Raw genomic sequence first — 19,285 nt, forward strand, 5'->3', positions numbered from 1 at the left:
CGTTTTTGCTGGGGTGGATGGCATGACCGACGAATGGAAAGCACCGGCCAAGGCAACTGCCGACGACGGTGATGCGAAAAGCTGGAAGCTGCTGGAAAAGACCCTGCTGGCCAGCGTGCAGGAGCAGCGTCGTTCACGGCGCTGGGGTATCTTCTTCAAGCTGCTGACCTTTGTTTATCTGTTCGTTGCGCTGATCCTGTTCACGCCGTTGATGGACATGGAAAAGAGCGCCACCCGCAGTGGCAACTACACCGCATTGATCGACGTCACCGGCATGATTGCCGACAAGGAGCCAGCCAGCGCCGACAATATCGTCGGCAGCCTGCGCGCGGCGTTCGAGGACAAAAAGGTCAAGGGCGTAATCCTGCGCATCAACAGTCCGGGCGGCAGTCCGGTGCAGTCGGGTTATGTGTATGACGAGATCAAGCGTCTGCGTGGTCTGCACCCCGATACCAAGCTGTACGCGGTGATTTCCGATCTGGGAGCTTCCGGTGCCTATTACATTGCCAGCGCGGCGGATCAGATCTATGCCGACAAGGCCAGTCTGGTGGGTTCCATTGGGGTGACGGCGGCCGGTTACGGGTTTGTTGGAACCATGGAGAAGCTCGGTGTCGAGCGTCGTACTTATACCTCCGGCGAGCACAAGGCGTTCCTCGATCCGTTCCAGCCACAGAAGCCGGAAGAGACGGCGTTCTGGCAGAGTGTGCTGGATACCACGCACAAGCAGTTCATCAACAGTGTCAAGCAGGGTCGCGGCGATCGCCTGAAAGACAAGGAGCATCCGGAGTTGTTCTCCGGGCTGGTCTGGTCGGGTGAGCAGGCGCTGCCACTGGGGTTGATCGATGGTCTGGGTAACGCCAGTTCGGTAGCGCGCGACGTGATTGGCGAAAAGGAGCTGGTGGACTTCACCGTGCAGGAGTCGCCGTTCGATCGCTTCTCGAAGAAGCTCGGTGCCAGCGTTGCCGAGAAACTGGCAATGTGGATGGGGTTTAGCGGGCCGTCGTTGCGTTGATCGCTCGAAGAATAAACAAACCGGCCTTCGCGGCCGGTTTTTTGTGGTTCAGGGAATTTGTACGCCTTCCGCCAGTAGCATATCGATGAGGCGAATCAGTGGCAGGCCGATCAGGCTGGTGGCGTCCGGGCCTTCGGTGCACTGAAACAGGCTGACGCCCAGCCCTTCGGCCTTGAAGCTGCCGGCGCAGTCGTAGGGCTGCTCGGTGCGCAGGTAGCGCTCGACGCGGGCTTGATCCAGTACGCGCATGTGCACTGTGAAAGGCACGCAGTCGACCTGGCAGTGGCCGGTCTGGCTGTTGAGCAGCGCCAGGCCAGTGAGGAAGGTCACACTGGCACCGCTGGCGGCCATCAGTTGTTCGCGGGCGTTTTCGAAGGTGTGCGGCTTGCCGATGATGCGCTCGCCGAGTACCGCAACCTGGTCGGAACCGATGATCAGGTGATCGGGGTGGTTGTCAGTCAGGGCTCGGGCTTTCTGTTCGGCGAGGCGTTTGACCAGCTCAATTGCCGACTCGTTCGGACGATGGCTTTCATCGATATCCGGCGAGCTGCAGACGAACGGCAGGCGCAGGCGGCTGAGCAATTCCCGACGATAGGTCGAGCTTGAAGCGAGTAATAAAGGCAGCATTCGCATCTCCAGAGGCAGGCGACAGATTCTAGCGGAGCCGCGCAAGTGACGGACAGGGCACAATTTCCTTTGACATGGGTGGGTGCATCCCTATAATGCTGCGCCTATGTTGAATGACCCGATTCCACCTCACGTTGACCCGCGCAAATTGGCTGACCGTGGCACCACCCTCCAAGGTGAACTGCTGCTGGCCGATTTGAAGAGACTCTGCGACCCGCTTTCCGACGATGTCGGTACGGTGCAGGCCAAATTCGTTTTTGAACGAGATGAACGTAAATCTGTGGTAATCCACAGCTTTATCGACACCGAAGTCAAAATGGTTTGCCAGCGTTGTCTTGAGCTGGTCACCCTGCCGATCCATAGCGAATGCAGTTACGCCGTGGTGAAGGAGGGTGCGAATACCCAGTCGTTACCGAAAGGTTATGACGTGCTGGAACTGGGCGAAGATCCATTGGATCTGCAGTCACTGATCGAGGAGGAGCTTCTGCTCGCCTTGCCCATTGTGCCTGCTCATCATCCGGAAGAATGCCAGCAGCCGGCGGGAGCAGATGAGCCCGAACCGAGCGAGGACGAGGTAACGCGGTCCAACCCGTTCAGTGTATTGGCGCAGTTAAAGCGTGACCCAAACGTTTAGGAGTTAATCAATTATGGCTGTTCAGCAGAACAAAAAATCCCGCTCTGCCCGTGACATGCGCCGTTCGCACGACGCTCTCGAGGCTAGCACCCTGTCTGTAGAAAAAACCACTGGTGAAGTTCACCTGCGTCACCACGTATCGCCAGAAGGCGTATACCGTGGCCGTAAAGTGATCGACAAGGGCGCTGACGAGTAATCACTTGTCCGCTCAAGTCATCGCGATTGACGCAATGGGCGGGGACTTCGGTCCCCGCAGCATTGTTCAGGCCAGCCTTGCTTGCCTTTCTGCTACGCCCTCGCTGCACCTGACCCTCGTCGGTCAACCCTCCCTTCTTGAAGAACTGATCACCGGCCAATCGGCTGCCGATCGCGCGCGCCTGACGATTGTTCCGGCGTCCGAAGTCATCACCATGGACGAAAAACCGGCCCAGGCTCTGCGTGGCAAGCCGGATTCGTCGATGCGTGTCGCCCTTGAATTGCTGCGTGATGGCAAGGTTCAGGCCTGTGTCAGTGCCGGCAATACCGGTGCGCTGATGGCTCTGTCGCGATTTGTGCTCAAGACCCTGCCGGGAATTGATCGTCCGGCCATGGTGGCAGCGATCCCCACCCAGAAAGGCTACTGCCAGTTGCTCGATCTGGGCGCCAACGTCGATTGCAGTGCCGAGCATCTGTTGCAGTTCGCCGTGATGGGTTCCGTGGCGGCGCAAACCCTGGGCATCGCCCGTCCGCGCGTCGCGCTGCTGAATATCGGCACCGAAGACATCAAGGGCAATCAGCAGGTCAAGCTGGCTGCGACGTTGCTGCAGGCTGCCCGGGGCATCAATTACATCGGGTTCATCGAAGGCGATGGTTTGTATCGCGGCGAGGCGGATGTGGTGGTTTGCGACGGTTTTGTCGGCAATATCCTGCTCAAGTCCAGCGAAGGCCTGGCGACGATGATCGCTGCGCGCATCGAGGCGCTGTTCAAAAAGAATCTCGCTTCCCGTGCTGTCGGTGCGCTGGCGCTGCCTTTGATGAAGCGTCTGCAGGCTGATCTGGCGCCGGCGCGGCACAATGGCGCAAGCTTCCTCGGTTTGCAGGGGATTGTCGTGAAAAGTCACGGTTCGGCCGGGGTTCAGGGGTTTCAGAGTGCCATTCAGCGAGCGCTGATCGAGATTCAGGAGAACCTTCCCGAGCGCCTGCACGGCCGTCTGGAGGATTTGTTGTCTTAGGCGTTTTCGTCGGACAATGCTTAAATGTGACCGCCCGGTTCAAAGGGCCATCCAACTGTCAGTTTCTTGCGTCCCTCTAGCGGGATGCCATTTTTCCGACGACAAGATCATTAGGGGCTTGTTACATGTCTGCTTCCCTCGCATTCGTCTTTCCAGGACAGGGTTCGCAGTCCCTCGGCATGCTGGCCGAGCTGGGCGCGCAACATCCACTGATCCTCGAAACTTTCAAAGAAGCATCCGATGCTCTGGGCTATGACCTGTGGGCGCTGACCCAGCAGGGCCCGGAAGAGCTGCTCAATCAAACCGATAAAACCCAACCAGCCATTCTGACCGCTTCGATCGCCCTGTGGCGTCTGTGGCTGGCGGAAGGTGGTGCGCGTCCGGCCTTCGTTGCCGGTCACAGCCTGGGTGAATACAGCGCGCTGGTCGCTGCCGGCAGCCTGAGCCTGGCCGCTGCGGTGAAGCTCGTCGAGCGCCGTGGTCAGCTGATGCAGGAAGCCGTTCCGGCCGGGCAGGGCGGTATGGCTGCCATCCTCGGTCTGGAAGATGCCGACGTTCTCGCTGCCTGTGCCGAAGCGGCGCAAGGCGAAGTGGTCAGCGCGGTGAACTTCAACTCCCCGGGCCAGGTCGTGATTGCCGGTGCCAAGGCTGCAGTCGAGCGCGCCATCGAAGGCTGCAAGGCCCGTGGCGCCAAGCGTGCCATGCCGCTGCCGGTCAGCGTGCCGTCGCACTGCGAGCTGATGCGCCCGGCTGCCGAGCGCTTCGCCGAGTCCATCGCTGCCATCGACTGGCAGGCGCCGCAGATCCCTGTGGTACAGAACGTCAGCGCCCAGGTGCCAGCGGATCTGGAAACCCTCAAGCGTGATCTGCTTGAACAGCTCTACAAGCCGGTGCGCTGGGTCGAGTCCGTACAGACCCTGGCCGCCAAAGGCGCGACCAACCTGGTCGAGTGTGGTCCTGGCAAAGTGCTGGCCGGTCTGAACAAACGTTGCGCCGAAGGCGTTTCGACTTCCAACCTCAATACCCCAGACGCTTTCGCTGCTGCTCGCGCAGCGGCTGTCTGAATCAGGAGAAGCTTGCATGAGTCTGCAAGGTAAAGTTGCACTGGTCACCGGCGCAAGCCGTGGCATCGGCCAGGCTATCGCACTGGAACTGGGTCGGCAGGGCGCCATCGTAGTTGGCACCGCGACCTCTGCTTCGGGCGCCGAGCGCATTGCGGCGACCCTGAAGGAAAACGGCATTCAGGGCGCAGGTTTCGAGCTGAACGTTACCAGTGACGAATCGGTCACCAAGGTTCTCGCGAGCATCCAGGAGCAGTTTGGTGCGCCGGTGGCGATTCTGGTCAACAATGCTGGCATCACTCGCGATAACCTGATGATGCGCATGAAAGACGACGAGTGGTACGACGTGATCGATACCAACCTGAACAGTCTGTATCGTCTGTCCAAGGGCGTTCTGCGCGGCATGACCAAGGCGCGCTGGGGCCGAATTATCAGTATTGGCTCGGTGGTGGGTGCCATGGGCAACGCTGGCCAAGTAAACTATGCAGCCGCCAAGGCCGGTCTGGAAGGTTTCAGCCGTGCCATGGCGCGTGAAGTCGGTTCGCGTTCGATTACGGTCAACTCGGTAACCCCAGGGTTCATCGACACCGATATGACCCGCGAGCTGCCTGAAGCACAGCGTGAAGCCTTGCAGACGCAGATTCCGCTGGGCCGTCTGGGACAAGCTCAAGAGATCGCGTCCGTGGTCGCTTTTCTTGCATCCGACGGTGCGGCATACGTGACCGGAGCTACAATCCCGGTTAACGGCGGGATGTACATGTAAGTAAAATGTGACGGATTGTTTCAAAAAAATGTCATACGAGCTGTCTAAAATCCGTTATAAAGCTGCAATCTATTTATAGGCAGAGGGCCGCAGGGTTTGAGGAGTGAAGCTTTCAGTTGAAAAGCTGAAAAGTCTTTCTATACACTTACCCACTGGCCAGCTGCCTGAATTTGTCCATTAGGAGTGAAAACAAGGTATGAGCACCATCGAAGAGCGCGTCAAGAAAATCGTTGCCGAGCAACTGGGTGTTAAAGAAGAAGAAGTGGTCAACTCCGCTTCCTTCGTAGAAGACCTGGGTGCCGACTCCCTTGACACCGTTGAGCTGGTGATGGCTCTGGAAGAGGAATTCGAGACCGAAATCCCTGACGAAGAAGCTGAAAAGATCACTACTGTACAAGCTGCAATCGACTACGTTAACAGCCGCCAGGCGTAATAGTTTGTAATCGTTGCTTGCTGTCATGGAAAAACCGCACTGCCATCATGGCGTGCGGTTTTTTCTTTAGGCCTGATGCAAAGTCGTCATTTGAAAAAGGAGAGTGCTGTGTCGCGTAGACGCGTCGTAGTCACCGGTATGGGTATGTTGTCGCCACTGGGCACGGATGTGCCGAGCAGTTGGCAGGGCATTCTGGCTGGCCGCAGTGGCATTGGTCTGATCGAACACACCGACCTTTCTGCCTATTCCACCCGCTTTGGCGGCTCGGTAAAGGGCTTCAATGTCGAGGAATACCTGTCGGTCAAGGAAGCGCGCAAGCTCGACCTGTTCATTCAGTATGGTCTGGCGGCCGGCTTTCAAGCCGTACGCAATGCCGGTCTGGAAGTCACCGATGCCAACCGTGAACGGATTGGCGTGGCCATGGGTTCGGGTATCGGCGGTCTGACCAACATCGAAGAAACCAGCCGCACCCTGCACGAGACCGGTCCGCGCCGGATTTCTCCGTTCTTTGTGCCTGGCTCGATCATCAATATGATTTCCGGTTTCCTGTCCATCCACCTGGGTGCACAGGGGCCTAACTACGCCATCGCCACCGCGTGTACCACCGGTACGCACTGCATCGGCATGGCGGCGCGCAACATCATGTACGACGAAGCCGACGTGATGATTGCCGGCGGTGCGGAGATGGCCGCGTGCGGTCTGGGCATGGGCGGCTTCGGTGCTTCCCGTGCACTGTCGACCCGCAACGACGAGCCGACCCGCGCCAGCCGTCCGTGGGACAAGGGGCGTGACGGTTTCGTGCTGTCCGACGGTGCCGGTGCGCTGGTGCTTGAAGAACTCGAGCACGCCAAGGCTCGTGGTGCAACCATCTATGCCGAGCTGATCGGCTTCGGCACCAGTGGCGACGCCTTCCACATGACTTCGCCACCCGCTGATGGCGCCGGTGCTGCACGCTGCATCACCAACGCGCTACGCGATGCGAAGATCAACGTTGATCAGGTGCAATACATCAACGCTCACGGCACTTCGACGCCAGCCGGCGACCTCGCTGAAGCCAACGCGATCAAGTCGGTGTTCGGTGATCACGCCTACAAGCTGGCGGTCAGCTCCACCAAGTCCATGACCGGTCACCTGCTCGGTGCGGCGGGTGCAGTCGAGGCGATCTTCAGCGTGCTGGCGATCAACAGCCAGGTGGCGCCGCCGACCATCAACCTCGATGAGCCGGACGAAGGCTGCGACCTCGATTTCGTGCCGCACACCGCGCGCAACATGGACATCGATGTCGTGCTGTCCAACTCGTTCGGATTTGGCGGCACCAACGGCACGTTGGCGTTCCGTCGGTTCGCCGGCTGATGGACTGCTGGGTCGACGGTCTGCCGGCTGACGCTCTGTCGCTGAAGGATCGCGGCCTGGCTTACGGTGACGGTCTGTTCGAGACCATCGCCGTGCGAGGTGGCAAGCCGTTGCTGCTGGATCGGCATCTGACGCGTCTGGCCGACGGCTGTACGCGTCTGGCCATTGCGACGGACGTCGAGCTGATTCGCCATGAGCTGCAATCCTATGCTGCCGCGATGGGCGAGGGCGTGCTCAAACTCATCCTCACCCGTGGCGACGGATTGCGCGGATATGCGCCGGATCCTTCGGCGCAGGCCCGACGCATTCTGCTAGGCAATCCTCCCGCCGCTTATCCAGCGGCCCACGCCGAGCAGGGCGTTCGCCTGTTTCCGTGCAGCACGCGTTTGTCCATACAGCCTTTGCTCGCCGGGCTCAAACACCTCAATCGACTGGAACAGGTCATTGCCCGCGCCGAATGGCAGGACAGTGAACACGCCGAAGGTTTGATGCTCGACCAGGCTGGTCGGGTGATCGAAGGTGTGTTCAGCAATCTGTTTCTGGTGCGTGACGGTGCGCTGATTACGGCGGATCTGAAACGCTGCGGTGTGGCCGGAGTGATGCGCGCAGAAATATTGTTTCAGGCCGAGTCCCTGGGCCTACCCGTGCAAATCACCGACATCCCCCTTGAACAGCTGCAATGGGCCGATGAAGTCTTTGTCTGCAACAGCGTGTATGGCGTCTGGCCGGTACGCGCCTGTGCTGCTCTGAGCTGGCCGGTTGGCCCGCTCACCCGTAAACTGCAAACCATTGCCCGCGCGCTACTGGATGCCTGATTCGTGAGACGTAAACTTTTGCTGCTGCTGGAAACCGGACTGGTTCTGGCAGGGCTGCTGTTGGGCGCCAGCGCCTGGAAGATTCATTCGGCACTGGAACAGCCCCTTAACATCACGCAGGAAGAACTGCTGGATGTGCCCAAGGGATCCACCCCGACCCGTACTTTTCTCGGACTCGAAGCCGATGGCGTCATCAAGGACGCCTTCTGGCTGCGGGTCTATTGGCGTTTCAACCTCGCCGGCACGCCGATTCATACGGGCGAGTACCGTATGCAGCCGGGCATGACCGTCAACGGTCTGATCGATCTGTGGAAACGCGGCGATGTGGTTCAGTACAGCCTGACGCTGGTCGAAGGCTGGAATTTCCATCAAGTGCGCGCCGCGCTGGCCAAGGATGAAAAGATCGAACAAACCCTCAATGGTTTGAGTGACAGCGAGGTCATGGCCAGAATCGGCCACAAGGGCCTGTTTCCCGAGGGCCGTTTCTTCCCCGATACCTACCGATTCGTGCGCGGTGTGTCCGATACCGAACTGCTGAAAAAGGCCTTTGATCGCCTCGACGAAGTGTTGGCCAAGGAGTGGGAAAAGCGCTCCGCCGACGTGCCTTACACCGAGCCCTATCAGGCGCTGATCATGGCGTCGCTGGTAGAAAAGGAAACCGGCGTGCCTCAGGAACGTGGCCAGATTGCCGGCGTCTTCGTGCGTCGCATGGCGCTGGGCATGCAACTGCAGACCGATCCGACGGTGATCTACGGTCTGGGCGACCGCTACAACGGCAAACTGACCCGCGCCCACCTCAAGGAAGCCACGCCGTACAACACCTACATGATTCCCGGCCTGCCGCCGACGCCGATCGCCATGGTCGGACGTGAAGCCATTCACGCGGCACTCAACCCGGTGGATGGCACCAGCCTCTACTTTGTTGCCCGGGGCGATGGCAGCCACGTGTTCTCCGACGATCTGGACGCGCACAACAACGCGGTGCGCGAATACCAGCTCAAGCGACGCGCGGATTACCGCTCGAGCCCGGCGCCGGCAACAGCGCCCGAGGCTGCTCCGGCGGCCGAAGAGGCAATACCTGCCGCCTCACCCGATACCGCACCGCAATCGTTGCCGCAGCCGCCTGCTCAAGCGCCGACGCCGGAACCGGAAGCCTCCGCTCCCCAAAACACGCAATGACTTTGATTAAGGACTGCCTGTGACTGGCTTGTTTATTACCCTGGAAGGCCCGGAAGGCGCCGGCAAGAGCACCAACCGCGAATACCTCGCCGAGCGCCTGCGCGCCGCCGGTATCGAAGTGGTGCTGACCCGCGAGCCCGGCGGTACGCCGCTGGCCGAGCGCATTCGTGAGGTGTTGTTGGCACCGGTCGACGAAGTGATGAACCCGGACACCGAGCTGCTGCTGGTGTTCGCCGCCCGTGCTCAGCATCTGGCTGAAGTCATTCGCCCGGCATTGGCCCGTGGCGCGGTGGTGCTGTGTGATCGTTTCACCGATTCGACTTACGCCTACCAGGGTGGCGGCCGCGGCTTGTCGCTGGAGCGCATCGCGGCGCTGGAGACTTTCGTGCAGGGCGACCTGCGTCCCGACCTGACGCTGATATTCGATCTGCCGGTGGAAATCGGCCTGGCCCGGGCCAGCGCCCGGGGTCGCCTGGATCGTTTCGAGCTGGAAGGTCGGGCGTTTTTCGAGGCGGTGCGCAGTGCGTTCCTCAGACGCGCTGAGGCCGATCCGGCGCGTTACGTGCGTATCGACGCCGGTCAGCCGTTGGCCAAGGTTCAACAATCGCTGGATACCCTGATTCCGAACTTGCTGGAGTTGAGCCGTGGCTGAGGCCTACCCGTGGCAGGACAGCCTCTGGCAGCAGTTGGCCGGTCGTGCTCAGCACGCCCATGCGTATCTGCTGCACGGGCCGGCCGGGATCGGCAAGCGTGCGCTGGCCGAGCGGCTGATGGCCAGCCTGCTGTGCCAGCGTCCGACGCCTGACGCCTGCGGTGAGTGCAAATCCTGCCTGCTGCTCAAGGCCGGCAGCCACCCGGACAATTACATCCTCGAACCGGAGGAAGCGGACAAGGCGATCAAGGTCGACCAGGTGCGCGATCTGGTCAGCTTCGTCGTGCAGACCGCGCAACTGGGCGGGCGCAAGGTGGTGCTGATCGAGCCGGTGGAGTCGATGAACATCAACGCCGCCAACGCCTTGCTCAAGAGCCTTGAAGAGCCGTCCGGCGATACCGTGCTGTTGCTGGTCAGTCACCAGTCGAGCCGGTTGTTGCCGACCATCAAGAGCCGCTGCGTGCAGCAGGCCTGCCCGCTGCCGAGCGAAACCATGAGCCTGCAATGGCTGGCTCAGGCACTGCCGGAATGTTCCGAGGACGAACGGGTCGAACTGTTGACCCTGGCTGCCGGCTCGCCGTTGGCCGCCGTTACGTTGCAGGGGCAGGGCGTGCGTGAACAGCGCGCGCAGGTGGTGGAAGGCGTGAAGAAGCTGCTCAAGCAGCAGCAATCGCCGACGCAACTGGCCGAGGAGTGGAAAAACATTCCGATGCTGCGTCTGTTCGACTGGTTCTGCGACTGGTCGAGCCTGATCCTGCGCTATCAATTGACCCAGGATGAAGCGGGCCTCGGGCTGACCGACATGCGCAAGGTCGTGCAGTATCTGGCGCAGAAAAGTGCCCAGGCTAAAGTGCTGGATATTCAGGACTGGATTCTCGCCCAGCGCCAGAAAGTCCTGAGCAAGGCCAACCTCAATGCCGCCTTGCTGCTGGAAGCCTTGTTGGTGCAATGGGCGAGCCTGCCTGGTCAAAGATAAGAATGTGTACCTAGACTCTGAGCATCAGCAGTGGAGGTCAACATGAATGAACCTGTCAGCCCTGGGCCGCGCAATGGCATCTTGTCCCTGACCATCAAGGACAAATCGGTCCTTTACGCCGCCTACATGCCGTTTATCAAGAACGGTGGCCTGTTCATCCCGACCAACAAGAGCTACAGGTTGGGCGACGAGGTGTTCATGCTGCTGAATCTGATGGACGAGGCGGAGAAGATTCCGGTGGCCGGCAAAGTGGCCTGGATCACCCCCAAAGGCGCCCAGGGCAACCGCGCAGCGGGTGTCGGCGTGCAATTCAACGATGGCGACAACACCGCGCGCAGTCGCATCGAAACTCATCTGGCCGGAGCCCTGAAATCCGACCGTCCCACTCATACGATGTAAGTTGCAGTCCTTTTATGCTCGTAGATTCCCATTGTCACCTTGATCGCCTCGACCTCGCCGCTCATGACGGTTCCCTGGATGCTGCGCTGGATGCAGCCCGCCAGCGCGGTGTCGGGCACTTCCTGTGCATCGGCGTCAGCGCCGACAACGCGGCCGACGTCAAAGCCCTCGCCGAGCGTTACGACGATGTCGATTGTTCGGTCGGCGTGCATCCGCTGGATGTGCAACCGGGCGCAGCGCCAGCGCTGGACTGGCTGTTGCACGAGATCAATCACCCGAAAGTGGTGGCGATCGGCGAAACCGGTCTGGACTATCACTACGAGCCGGAAGCGGCGGAGCTGCAGCAGGAATCGTTCCGTCTGCACCTGCAAGCCGCGCAGCAGACCGGCAAACCGGTGATCATCCATACCCGTGGCGCCCGCGCCGACACGCTTGAGCTGTTGCGCGAGGCTGCGTTGCCCCAGGCCGGCGTGCTGCATTGCTTCACTGAAGACTGGGACATGGCCAAGGCCGCGCTGGACATGGGTTATTACATTTCCCTGTCGGGCATTGTCACCTTCCGCAATGCCGATGCACTGCGTGATGTGGCGAGCAAGGTTCCGGCCGATCGCCTGCTGGTGGAAACCGATTCGCCGTATCTGGCGCCGATCCCTTACCGCGGCAAACCGAACCTGCCGCAATACGTGCGGGAAGTGGCAGAGTTTCTGGCGATGCTGCGGGGCGAGAGCTACGAGCGTTTTGCCGAACAGACCACCGAGAACTTCAAGCGACTGTTCCCGCTAGCCAGTGTAAAGGCCTGAATCGCAGGCAAAAAAAACCCGGGTTCTGGGGGGTGAATCCGGGTTAAGACCATTAGGAGTAAAACAAAGGCACGCGGTCCCTTGGTACCTTTACCGGCGCGACACTTGGGGGAGATGTCGCCCGACAGTTCAAGTATTGATCAGTCTGGCGCCGAGTCCAGTTGGCGGGCCGGGGTTTTTAAACAAATTTGGAATACGTTCGCTTCGGTTATGTTCTCATTGCCCCGTAAACGTTCGTGAAATGAACAAGAAACACAGATATGGTCGGATGATCCGTGCATTTTTGCGCAAGTTAGGCATAATACGCGGCTTCGAATTTTGACCCCTACAGACCTTTTCTTATGCACAAAGAACCTCGTAAGGTCCGTGAGTTTCGTCGCCGCGAGCAAGAAATTCTCGATACCGCGCTCAAGCTGTTCCTCGAACAAGGTGAAGACAGTGTCACCGTCGAGATGATTGCTGATGCCGTGGGTATCGGCAAAGGCACGATCTACAAGCATTTCAAGTCCAAGGCCGAGATCTACCTGCGCCTGATGCTCGATTACGAGCGCGACTTGAACGAGCTGTTGCATTCGGCCGATGTCGACAAGGACAAGGAAGCGCTGTCCCGTGCCTACTTTGAATTCCGCATGCGCGACCCGCAGCGCTATCGTCTGTTCGATCGCCTGGAAGAGAAGGTGGTCAAGGGCAATCAGGTCCCGGAAATGGTCGAGGAGCTGCACAAGATCCGTGCCTCGAACTTCGAACGCCTGACCCTGCTCATCAAGGGCCGCATCAGCGAAGGCAAGCTCGAAGACGTGCCGCCATACTTCCACTACTGCGCATCCTGGGCGCTGGTGCATGGCGCGGTGGCGCTGTATCACTCGCCGTTCTGGAGCAACGTGCTGGAGGATCAGGAAGGTTTCTTCCAGTTCCTGATGGACATCGGCGTGCGCATGGGCAACAAGCGCAAGCGCGATCCTGAAACGCCAAGCAGCTGAATCATTCAGTTGCCTTATGCGCCGTGTTTTTCGCTACATGGCGCAGTACCGCAGGAATATACTCAGGCATAGGGCTTGCTAAAACTTGAATTGTGAGTCAAGTTTTAGCCGCTCGATTTTCCATCGCCGGAGTGCTTCATGATCGTTGACCGTCAAGGCAGGCGTTTTCGCAATTTGCGGATCAGTCTGACTTCAGCCTGCAATTACGCCTGTACCTACTGCGTGCCCAACGGCAAGCGGCTGGTGGCTGCGCAGGATGAACTGTCGGCCGAGGCCATGGCACGTGGCGTTGCCTACCTGATCGAAGCCGCCGGCATCGAACGCCTGCGCATCACCGGCGGCGAGCCGCTGGTCAGTCCCAAACTCGAATCTTTCATGAGCGCCGTCGGCAGGATGGGCCTGGAAGACATCAGCCTGACCACCAACGGCCAGCTCCTGGCGAAAAAACTCCCGTTGCTGGTCGATGCCGGCCTGCGACGCATCAACGTTTCCCTCGATACCCTGGACGCCGGCGCGTTCCGCAGCATTGCCCGTGGCGGCGATCTGGCCACCGTGCTGGATGGCATGGATCAGGCGGCAGCAGCGGGAATGAAGATCAAGGTCAACATGGTGCCGTTGCGCGGACAGAACCTCGACCAGGTGATGCCACTGCTCGACTACTGCCTCGAGCGTGGCTTCGAACTGCGTTTCATCGAGCTGATGCGCATGGGCCACCTGGCCACTGATTCCAACGCGTTTCTGCAACAGTTCGTCAGTCTGCAGCAGTTGCTCAGTCTGATTGGCGAACATTACGAGTACGCGCAAACCGACGCGCCGGTAGACGCCACGGCTGTTCGTTATGCGATTCCCGGTCTGGGCAACTTCGGCGTGATCGCCAACGAAAGTGTGCCGTTCTGCCGAACCTGTTCGCGTTTGCGCCTGTCGTCGACGGGATGGCTGCATGGCTGCCTGTCCTCGAGCAACCGCCACTATGTCGGTGACTTGCTCGACAAGCCGCGTCACGAGGCGCTGCCGGCGTTGCAACGATTGCTGGTCAAGGCGTTGGGTGACAAGCAGGAAGTCGCATTCTCCGGCGGCGCCACCGTCATGAAGATCATCGGCGGCTGAACCCGGTCTAGCCCCAAAGTCTTATTTCAAACCGGATACCTGCACATTTCCAAGGACTGGCGCAAAAGCTGCATCCTACGGCCATTCGCCGGTTTTCCGTCACCGGCTTCTGGAGGATTAGGATGCGTAGCCTGGTTTTGCTGCTGGCCGTTTTGGCGCTGGGCGGCTGTATGACTGTCAGTGACATGGCCGAAGGGACTCGCTACCAGATGAGCGACGCGGGTCTGCTGGACCACAGCGACAGCCGCCGCGTAAACAATTTCCGCATTCAGCCGGATTCGTTCATCTACATCGCGCAAGGTTCGTTCGCGCCGCCGGGTGGTTCCTACCCGCGTCCCAACGTAGTCGCTGAGGAGGCCTTCAAAGGCTTCGTCGAATATTTCCCGATGGTCCGCCGCGCCCGTGCGCCGGAAGGTCTCGACCAGGCGATGGGCGAAGCCCGCGACGCCGGCGCTCACTACCTGCTGTATACCCGTTTCGCCAAGGCCGACGACCGCATCGGCAACTCCGATGAATGGCTCGATCAGGAAGCCGTGGATCGCCTCGGTATCGACGGCGGCGTGATTCAGATCATGTTGATCGAGACCAGTACCCAGTATTTGATTGATACTGCACGGATCAAGAGTCGTGGCGGATTACTGACGTTCCACGACAACAAACCCGAAGACCTGATTGGCCCACCGCTTGCGCAGTACGCGCGCAGCCTGCTGGGCGTCGGGGACCAGTAATTCAAGGAGAACGCCATGAGTGGCCCGCAAAAAGCCAATGACCTGCTGGGGCAAATCCCCAAAACCAAAGGCTTGCCGCCGGTGCACTTGTGGAACCCGGATTTCTGCGGCGACATCGACATGCGCATCGCCCGCGACGGTACCTGGTATTACCTGGGTACGCCGATCGGGCGCAAGCCGATGGTCAAGCTGTTCTCCACCATCATCCGCCGCGATGGCGATGACTATTTTCTGATCACTCCGGTTGAGAAAGTCGGGATCAAGGTCGATGACGCGCCATTCGTGGCGATTGCCGTCGAGGTGGAAGGCGAGGGTGAGGCGCAGTTGCTACGTTTCACGACTAACGTCGATGAAACCACCGAGGCTGGCGCGGAACATCCGATCCGCGTGGAGATCGATCCGACGACGCAAGAACCCGCCCCCTACGTGCATGTGCGCACCAATCTTGAAGCGCTGATCCATCGCAACGTGTTTTACCAATTGGTCGAGCTGGCTGTCAGTCGTGAGATCGATGGCCAGCGCTGGCTCGGCGTCTGGAGCGGTGGCGAGTTCTTCCCCATCGGCCTCGAACCTTAAAAAACCGCAGTCTGTGAAAGCAGGCTGCGGTTTTTTGTCGTTGACTCTCAATCGTATGATGATTAGCGTAGGCACCCACAACGAACAGCTTCGGGGTGTCCATGTCGAGCAGTTTTCACGCATCAACGGTTGACTGGCTGGGCGCCTGGATTGCCGCCGGCCAGGTAAAACCGGGGCAGGCGATCAAGGTCGAGGCCGATCTGGGCGAGCAGCTCGGGGTCAGCCGTACCGTGATCCGCGAAGCCATCAAGACCCTCGTCGCCAAAGGCATGCTCGAAGTCGGGCCGAAGGTCGGCACGCGGGTATTGCCGATCAAGCGCTGGAACCTGTTCGACCCGCAAGTGGTGGGCTGGCTGTCACGCAGCGGCTTGCCGGAAAATTTCGTCGATGACTTGCTTGATCTGCGCCGTACCATCGAACCGATGGCGGTGCGCTGGGCCTGCGAGCGGGCGACCGTTGAACAGGTACAAGCCGTGCAGCAGGCCTACCACGCGCTGGAACGAGCCGTGGAAAGCGGCATCGACTACAACCGCGCCGACCAGTTCTTCCACGAATGCATTCTGGCCGCCAGCCATAACCAGTTCATCGAGCAAATGGTGCCTGCCCTCGGTGCGCTGCTCGCGGTGTCTTTCGAAGTCTCGGCGGCCGACCCCGACGAATTGCGCCGCACATTGCCCATTCACAAAGACATGGCTGACGCCATCGCCGCCCGGGATGCCGCGCGCGGGGTGTGGGCCTGCATGACCCTGATCGACAATGCCGACCTGGCCATCAAGCGGTTTTACCCGCAGGTGATGGCCGACAAGAAAGCCAGCTGACAAAAACAACAAGACAGGAGGTTGCATGACGTGGACTGCGGTGACAGAGCATCGGGCGCAACTGGGCGAAGGCCCGTTCTGGGACGCACCGACTCAGGCGCTGTACTGGGTCGACATTGCTGGCAGGCAGGCGCTGCGGTTGATCGGGCAGAACGTGCAGATCTGGCAGATGCCGGAACATGTCTCGGCGTTCATTCCCTGCGCCAGCGGTGACGCGCTGGTGACCCTGAGCAGCGGCGTCTACCGGCTCGATCTCGATTCCCCCGGACTCGAGCCGCGACTGACGCTGTTCTGCATCGCCGACCCGCAACCGGGCAATCGCGCCAACGAAGCACGTTGCGATGGCCTGGGCCGTTTGTGGCTCGGCACCATGCAAAACAACATCGGCGAGCAGGGCGAAGACCTGCCGATCACCCGTCGTTCCGGCGGCCTGTTCCGGGTTGATCCGGATAAACGCGTCACGCCATTGCTGCGCGGCCTGGGGATTCCCAACACGCTGCTCTGGAGCGACGACGGCACCACTTTGTTGTTCGGCGACAGCCTCGACAGCACCTTGTATCGCTATTTCATTCACACCGACGGCAACCTCGACCCCGCCCAGCCCTGGTACAGCGCCGATCAGCACGGTGGCCCGGACGGTTCGGCGATGGACGCCGAAGGCTACGTGTGGAACGCCCGCTGGGACGGCAGCTGCCTGCTGCGCCTGACGCCGGATGGCCAGCTCGACCGCAAGATCGACCTGCCAGTCAGTCGCCCCACCAGTTGCGTGTTCGGCGGCGAAGACTTGAAAACCCTTTACATCACCAGCGCCAGAAGTCCGCTGAACCACCCGCTGGACGGCGCCGTGCTATCGCTGCGGGTGGGTGTCACCGGAAAGCTGTGTACACGTTTTGCCGGTTAAATCCCAAAATATGGGATGCAAAATTATATATTGAGATTATTTGGTGGTCGGGTTTATAGTCGGCCTCAGCAGTAACACGCACTCACACTTAAAAAGAACAAAACAGGTGAAGTGATGCAGCGAATTTCCATCGCACTCCACAGCGGAGTCAGCGCTTCGGGCCGTTCCGGTACCGCGGCGTGCGCTCGCCTGTCTTGTTCCAGAAGCCATCCAGACCGGACATCGTCAGATGCCCGGTTTTTTTATGCTCTCGAACAGGAGTCCTGATTCATGGCTGAACCTCTGTCCCTGCCACCGGTGCCCGAGCCGCCGAAAGGCGAGCGTCTGAAAAACAAGGTCGTGCTGCTGACCGGCGCCGCTCAAGGCATCGGCGAAGCAATCGTCGCGACGTTCGCCTCCCAGCAGGCCAAGCTGGTGATCAGCGATATCCAGGCCGAAAAGGTCGAGAAAGTCGCCGCTCACTGGCGCGAGCAGGGCGCCGATGTGCAAGCGATCAAGGCTGACGTATCGCGCCAGCAGGACTTGCACGCCATGGCCAAACTGGCCATCGAACTGCACGGTCGTATCGATGTGCTGGTCAACTGCGCCGGGGTCAATGTGTTCCGCGATCCGCTGGAAATGACCGAGGAAGATTGGCACCGCTGTTTCGCCATCGACCTCGACGGCGCCTGGTATGGCTGCAAGGCCGTGTTGCCGCAGATGATCGAGCAGGGCATCGGCAGCATCATCAACATTGCCTCGACTCACTCCACCCATATCATTCCCGGCTGCTTCCCGTACCCGGTGGCCAAGCACGGCCTGCTCGGGCTGACCCGTGCACTGGGCATCGAATACGCGCCGAAGGGCATTCGCGTCAACGCGATTGCGCCGGGCTATATCGAAACCCAGCTCAACGTCGACTACTGGAACGGCTTCGCCGACCCGCACGCCGAACGCCAGCGCGCTTTCGATCTGCACCCACCGAAACGCATCGGCCAACCGATCGAAGTGGCAATGACTGCTGTATTCCTGGCCAGTGATGAAGCGCCGTTCATCAACGCCTCTTGCATCACTATCGATGGTGGTCGCTCGGTGATGTACCACGACTGAAAACTCGGATTTCAGGTGGAAAAGTCCGCCTGAAATTCAATCATCATACGATATGACTATTGTCGTCATGATTCGCGGTAAATGCTTCGACCGCTGTAACGCCTTTCAAATAACGCTCAAGAAAAATAACAAGGAGTCTGCTTATGAAACGTCGTTTCGGGATTCGTACCCTGTGCAGTACCGCGCTGGCGGTCACTGCGTTCAGCCTGAGCAGTGCGCTGCTGGCCGCTGACCCTGTGAAAATCGGTTTCCTGGTCAAGCAGGCCGAAGAGCCGTGGTTCCAGACTGAATGGGCCTTCGCCGAGAAAGCTGCCAAGGACAAAGGCTTCGAGCTGATCAAGATCGCCGTGCCGGACGGCGAGAAAACCCTTTCCGCCATCGACAGCCTCGCGGCCAACGGCGCCAAGGGCTTCGTGATTTGTCCGCCGGACGTCTCCCTCGGCCCTGCGATCATGGCCAAGGCCAAGCTCAATGACCTGAAAGTCATCGCCGTCGATGACCGCTTCGTCGATGCCAATGGCAAGTTCATGGAAGACGTGCCGTACCTCGGCATGGCTGCGTTCGAAGTTGGCCAGAAACAGGGCGCCGCTATGGCCGCCGAAGCGAAAAAGCGTAACTGGGACTGGAAAGACACCTACGCGGTGGTCAGCACCTACAACGAACTCGACACCGGCAAGAAGCGCACCGACGGCTCGATGAAGGCGCTCGAAGACGCCGGCATGCCGAAAGAGCACATCCTGACCGCTGCCCTGAAAACCCTCGACGTGCCGGGCAGCATGGACGCCATCAATTCGGCACTGGTCAAGCTGCCGGGCACGGCGAAGAACCTGATCATCGGCGGCATGAACGACAACACCGTGCTGGGCGGCGTGCGCGCCACCGAAGCCGCCGGGTTTGCCGCAGCCAATGTGATCGGCATCGGCATCAACGGCACCGACGCTATCGGCGAATTGAAAAAGCCTAACAGCGGCTTCTACGGTTCGATGCTGCCGAGCCCGCACATCGAAGGCTACAAGACCGCCGAGATGATGTACGAGTGGGTCACCACCGGCAAAGAACCGCCGAAGTACACCGCGATGGACGACGTCACCCTGATCACCCGCGACAACTTCAAGCAGGAGCTGGAGAAGATCGGCCTGTGGAACTGACGGCAGCGGCGGCCCGGGCAGCC

At 60.0% G+C, this 19,285-nt stretch carries 23 protein-coding genes; 22 read left to right on the forward strand and 1 reads right to left on the reverse strand.

The window, feature by feature from the left end:
• Nucleotides 1-22 precede the first annotated feature (22 nt).
• Nucleotides 23-1,012, forward strand: coding sequence for a signal peptide peptidase SppA (sppA, locus tag L6D81_RS03825; protein WP_236177955.1), 990 nt, complete (start codon nt 23-25; stop codon nt 1,010-1,012).
• Nucleotides 1,013-1,060: 48 nt separating this feature from the next.
• Here sppA and L6D81_RS03830 read toward each other — a convergent pair whose 3' ends face one another.
• The gene (locus tag L6D81_RS03830) at nt 1,061-1,639 is read right to left on the reverse strand and encodes a Maf family protein (protein WP_236177956.1); all 579 of its coding nucleotides are present in this window, start codon (nt 1,637-1,639) and stop codon (nt 1,061-1,063) included.
• A 106-nt stretch (nt 1,640-1,745) separates the two neighbouring features.
• Here L6D81_RS03830 and L6D81_RS03835 point away from each other — a divergent pair, with 106 nt between their 5' ends.
• The 21 genes from L6D81_RS03835 (at nt 1,746) to L6D81_RS03935 (ending at nt 19,262) form a co-directional block, all read left to right on the forward strand.
• Nucleotides 1,746-2,273 carry a YceD family protein gene (locus L6D81_RS03835; RefSeq protein ID WP_003204262.1) on the forward strand — a complete coding sequence of 176 codons (528 nt, stop codon included), beginning with the start codon at nt 1,746-1,748 and terminating at the stop codon, nt 2,271-2,273.
• 13 nt (nt 2,274-2,286) lie between these two features.
• Nucleotides 2,287-2,469 (forward strand): 50S ribosomal protein L32, encoded by a 183-nt coding sequence (gene rpmF / locus L6D81_RS03840; protein ID WP_003179396.1) that lies wholly within the window; start codon nt 2,287-2,289, stop codon nt 2,467-2,469.
• Between the two features lie 4 nt (nt 2,470-2,473).
• Nucleotides 2,474-3,484 (forward strand): phosphate acyltransferase PlsX, encoded by a 1,011-nt coding sequence (gene plsX, locus L6D81_RS03845; protein ID WP_074688106.1) that lies wholly within the window; start codon nt 2,474-2,476, stop codon nt 3,482-3,484.
• 125 nt (nt 3,485-3,609) lie between these two features.
• Nucleotides 3,610-4,548, forward strand: a complete 939-nt coding sequence (gene fabD, locus L6D81_RS03850; RefSeq protein WP_236177957.1) for an ACP S-malonyltransferase — start codon at nt 3,610-3,612, stop codon at nt 4,546-4,548.
• Between the two features lie 16 nt (nt 4,549-4,564).
• Nucleotides 4,565-5,308: a 3-oxoacyl-ACP reductase FabG gene (gene fabG, locus L6D81_RS03855; RefSeq protein ID WP_007950790.1), complete on the forward strand. Its 744-nt coding sequence runs from the start codon at nt 4,565-4,567 to the stop codon at nt 5,306-5,308.
• Between the two features lie 196 nt (nt 5,309-5,504).
• Nucleotides 5,505-5,741, forward strand: a complete 237-nt coding sequence (gene acpP / locus L6D81_RS03860) for an acyl carrier protein (RefSeq protein WP_236177958.1) — start codon at nt 5,505-5,507, stop codon at nt 5,739-5,741.
• A gap of 108 nt (nt 5,742-5,849) precedes the next feature.
• Nucleotides 5,850-7,094, forward strand: coding sequence for a beta-ketoacyl-ACP synthase II (gene fabF / locus L6D81_RS03865; RefSeq protein ID WP_007908259.1), 1,245 nt, complete (start codon nt 5,850-5,852; stop codon nt 7,092-7,094).
• Nucleotides 7,094-7,909, forward strand: a complete 816-nt coding sequence (gene pabC, locus L6D81_RS03870) for an aminodeoxychorismate lyase (protein WP_236177959.1) — start codon at nt 7,094-7,096, stop codon at nt 7,907-7,909. Before fabF ends, pabC begins: the two co-directional genes overlap by 1 nt.
• 3 nt (nt 7,910-7,912) lie before the next feature.
• Complete coding sequence (mltG, locus tag L6D81_RS03875) at nt 7,913-9,088, forward strand: endolytic transglycosylase MltG (protein ID WP_236177960.1); 1,176 nt, start codon at nt 7,913-7,915, stop codon at nt 9,086-9,088.
• Between the two features lie 19 nt (nt 9,089-9,107).
• Nucleotides 9,108-9,740: a dTMP kinase gene (gene tmk, locus L6D81_RS03880; protein ID WP_236177961.1), complete on the forward strand. Its 633-nt coding sequence runs from the start codon at nt 9,108-9,110 to the stop codon at nt 9,738-9,740.
• On the forward strand, nt 9,733-10,716 hold the full coding sequence (locus tag L6D81_RS03885; protein ID WP_236177962.1) for a DNA polymerase III subunit delta': 984 nt from the start codon (nt 9,733-9,735) through the stop codon (nt 10,714-10,716). The genes tmk and L6D81_RS03885 overlap by 8 nt, the downstream gene beginning before the upstream one ends.
• A 42-nt stretch (nt 10,717-10,758) precedes the next feature.
• On the forward strand, nt 10,759-11,115 hold the full coding sequence (locus tag L6D81_RS03890) for a PilZ domain-containing protein (RefSeq protein WP_007908272.1): 357 nt from the start codon (nt 10,759-10,761) through the stop codon (nt 11,113-11,115).
• A gap of 14 nt (nt 11,116-11,129) precedes the next feature.
• Nucleotides 11,130-11,915, forward strand: coding sequence for a TatD family hydrolase (locus L6D81_RS03895; protein ID WP_236177963.1), 786 nt, complete (start codon nt 11,130-11,132; stop codon nt 11,913-11,915).
• Nucleotides 11,916-12,256: 341 nt separating this feature from the next.
• Nucleotides 12,257-12,895 carry a TetR/AcrR family transcriptional regulator gene (locus L6D81_RS03900; RefSeq protein WP_007950805.1) on the forward strand — a complete coding sequence of 213 codons (639 nt, stop codon included), beginning with the start codon at nt 12,257-12,259 and terminating at the stop codon, nt 12,893-12,895.
• A gap of 138 nt (nt 12,896-13,033) precedes the next feature.
• Complete coding sequence (locus L6D81_RS03905) at nt 13,034-14,002, forward strand: GTP 3',8-cyclase MoaA (protein ID WP_236177964.1); 969 nt, start codon at nt 13,034-13,036, stop codon at nt 14,000-14,002.
• Between the two features lie 122 nt (nt 14,003-14,124).
• A complete protein-coding gene (locus L6D81_RS03910) occupies nt 14,125-14,730 on the forward strand; it encodes a DUF4823 domain-containing protein (RefSeq protein ID WP_007950810.1) in 606 nt (201 codons plus the stop codon).
• Between the two features lie 15 nt (nt 14,731-14,745).
• Nucleotides 14,746-15,306: a DUF1285 domain-containing protein gene (locus L6D81_RS03915; protein WP_236177965.1), complete on the forward strand. Its 561-nt coding sequence runs from the start codon at nt 14,746-14,748 to the stop codon at nt 15,304-15,306.
• 101 nt (nt 15,307-15,407) lie between these two features.
• Nucleotides 15,408-16,124, forward strand: coding sequence for a FadR/GntR family transcriptional regulator (locus L6D81_RS03920; RefSeq protein WP_236177966.1), 717 nt, complete (start codon nt 15,408-15,410; stop codon nt 16,122-16,124).
• A 25-nt stretch (nt 16,125-16,149) separates the two neighbouring features.
• The gene (locus L6D81_RS03925; RefSeq protein WP_236177967.1) at nt 16,150-17,025 is read left to right on the forward strand and encodes an SMP-30/gluconolactonase/LRE family protein; all 876 of its coding nucleotides are present in this window, start codon (nt 16,150-16,152) and stop codon (nt 17,023-17,025) included.
• 270 nt (nt 17,026-17,295) lie between these two features.
• Nucleotides 17,296-18,114, forward strand: coding sequence for an SDR family oxidoreductase (locus tag L6D81_RS03930; protein WP_236177968.1), 819 nt, complete (start codon nt 17,296-17,298; stop codon nt 18,112-18,114).
• 143 nt (nt 18,115-18,257) lie between these two features.
• Entirely contained in the window at nt 18,258-19,262 is a 1,005-nt protein-coding gene (locus L6D81_RS03935; protein WP_236177969.1) for a substrate-binding domain-containing protein, read from the forward strand.
• Nucleotides 19,263-19,285 lie beyond the last annotated feature (23 nt).

It is taken from the genome of Pseudomonas sputi (assembly GCF_021603585.1).
Lineage (GTDB): Bacteria > Pseudomonadota > Gammaproteobacteria > Pseudomonadales > Pseudomonadaceae > Aquipseudomonas > Aquipseudomonas sputi.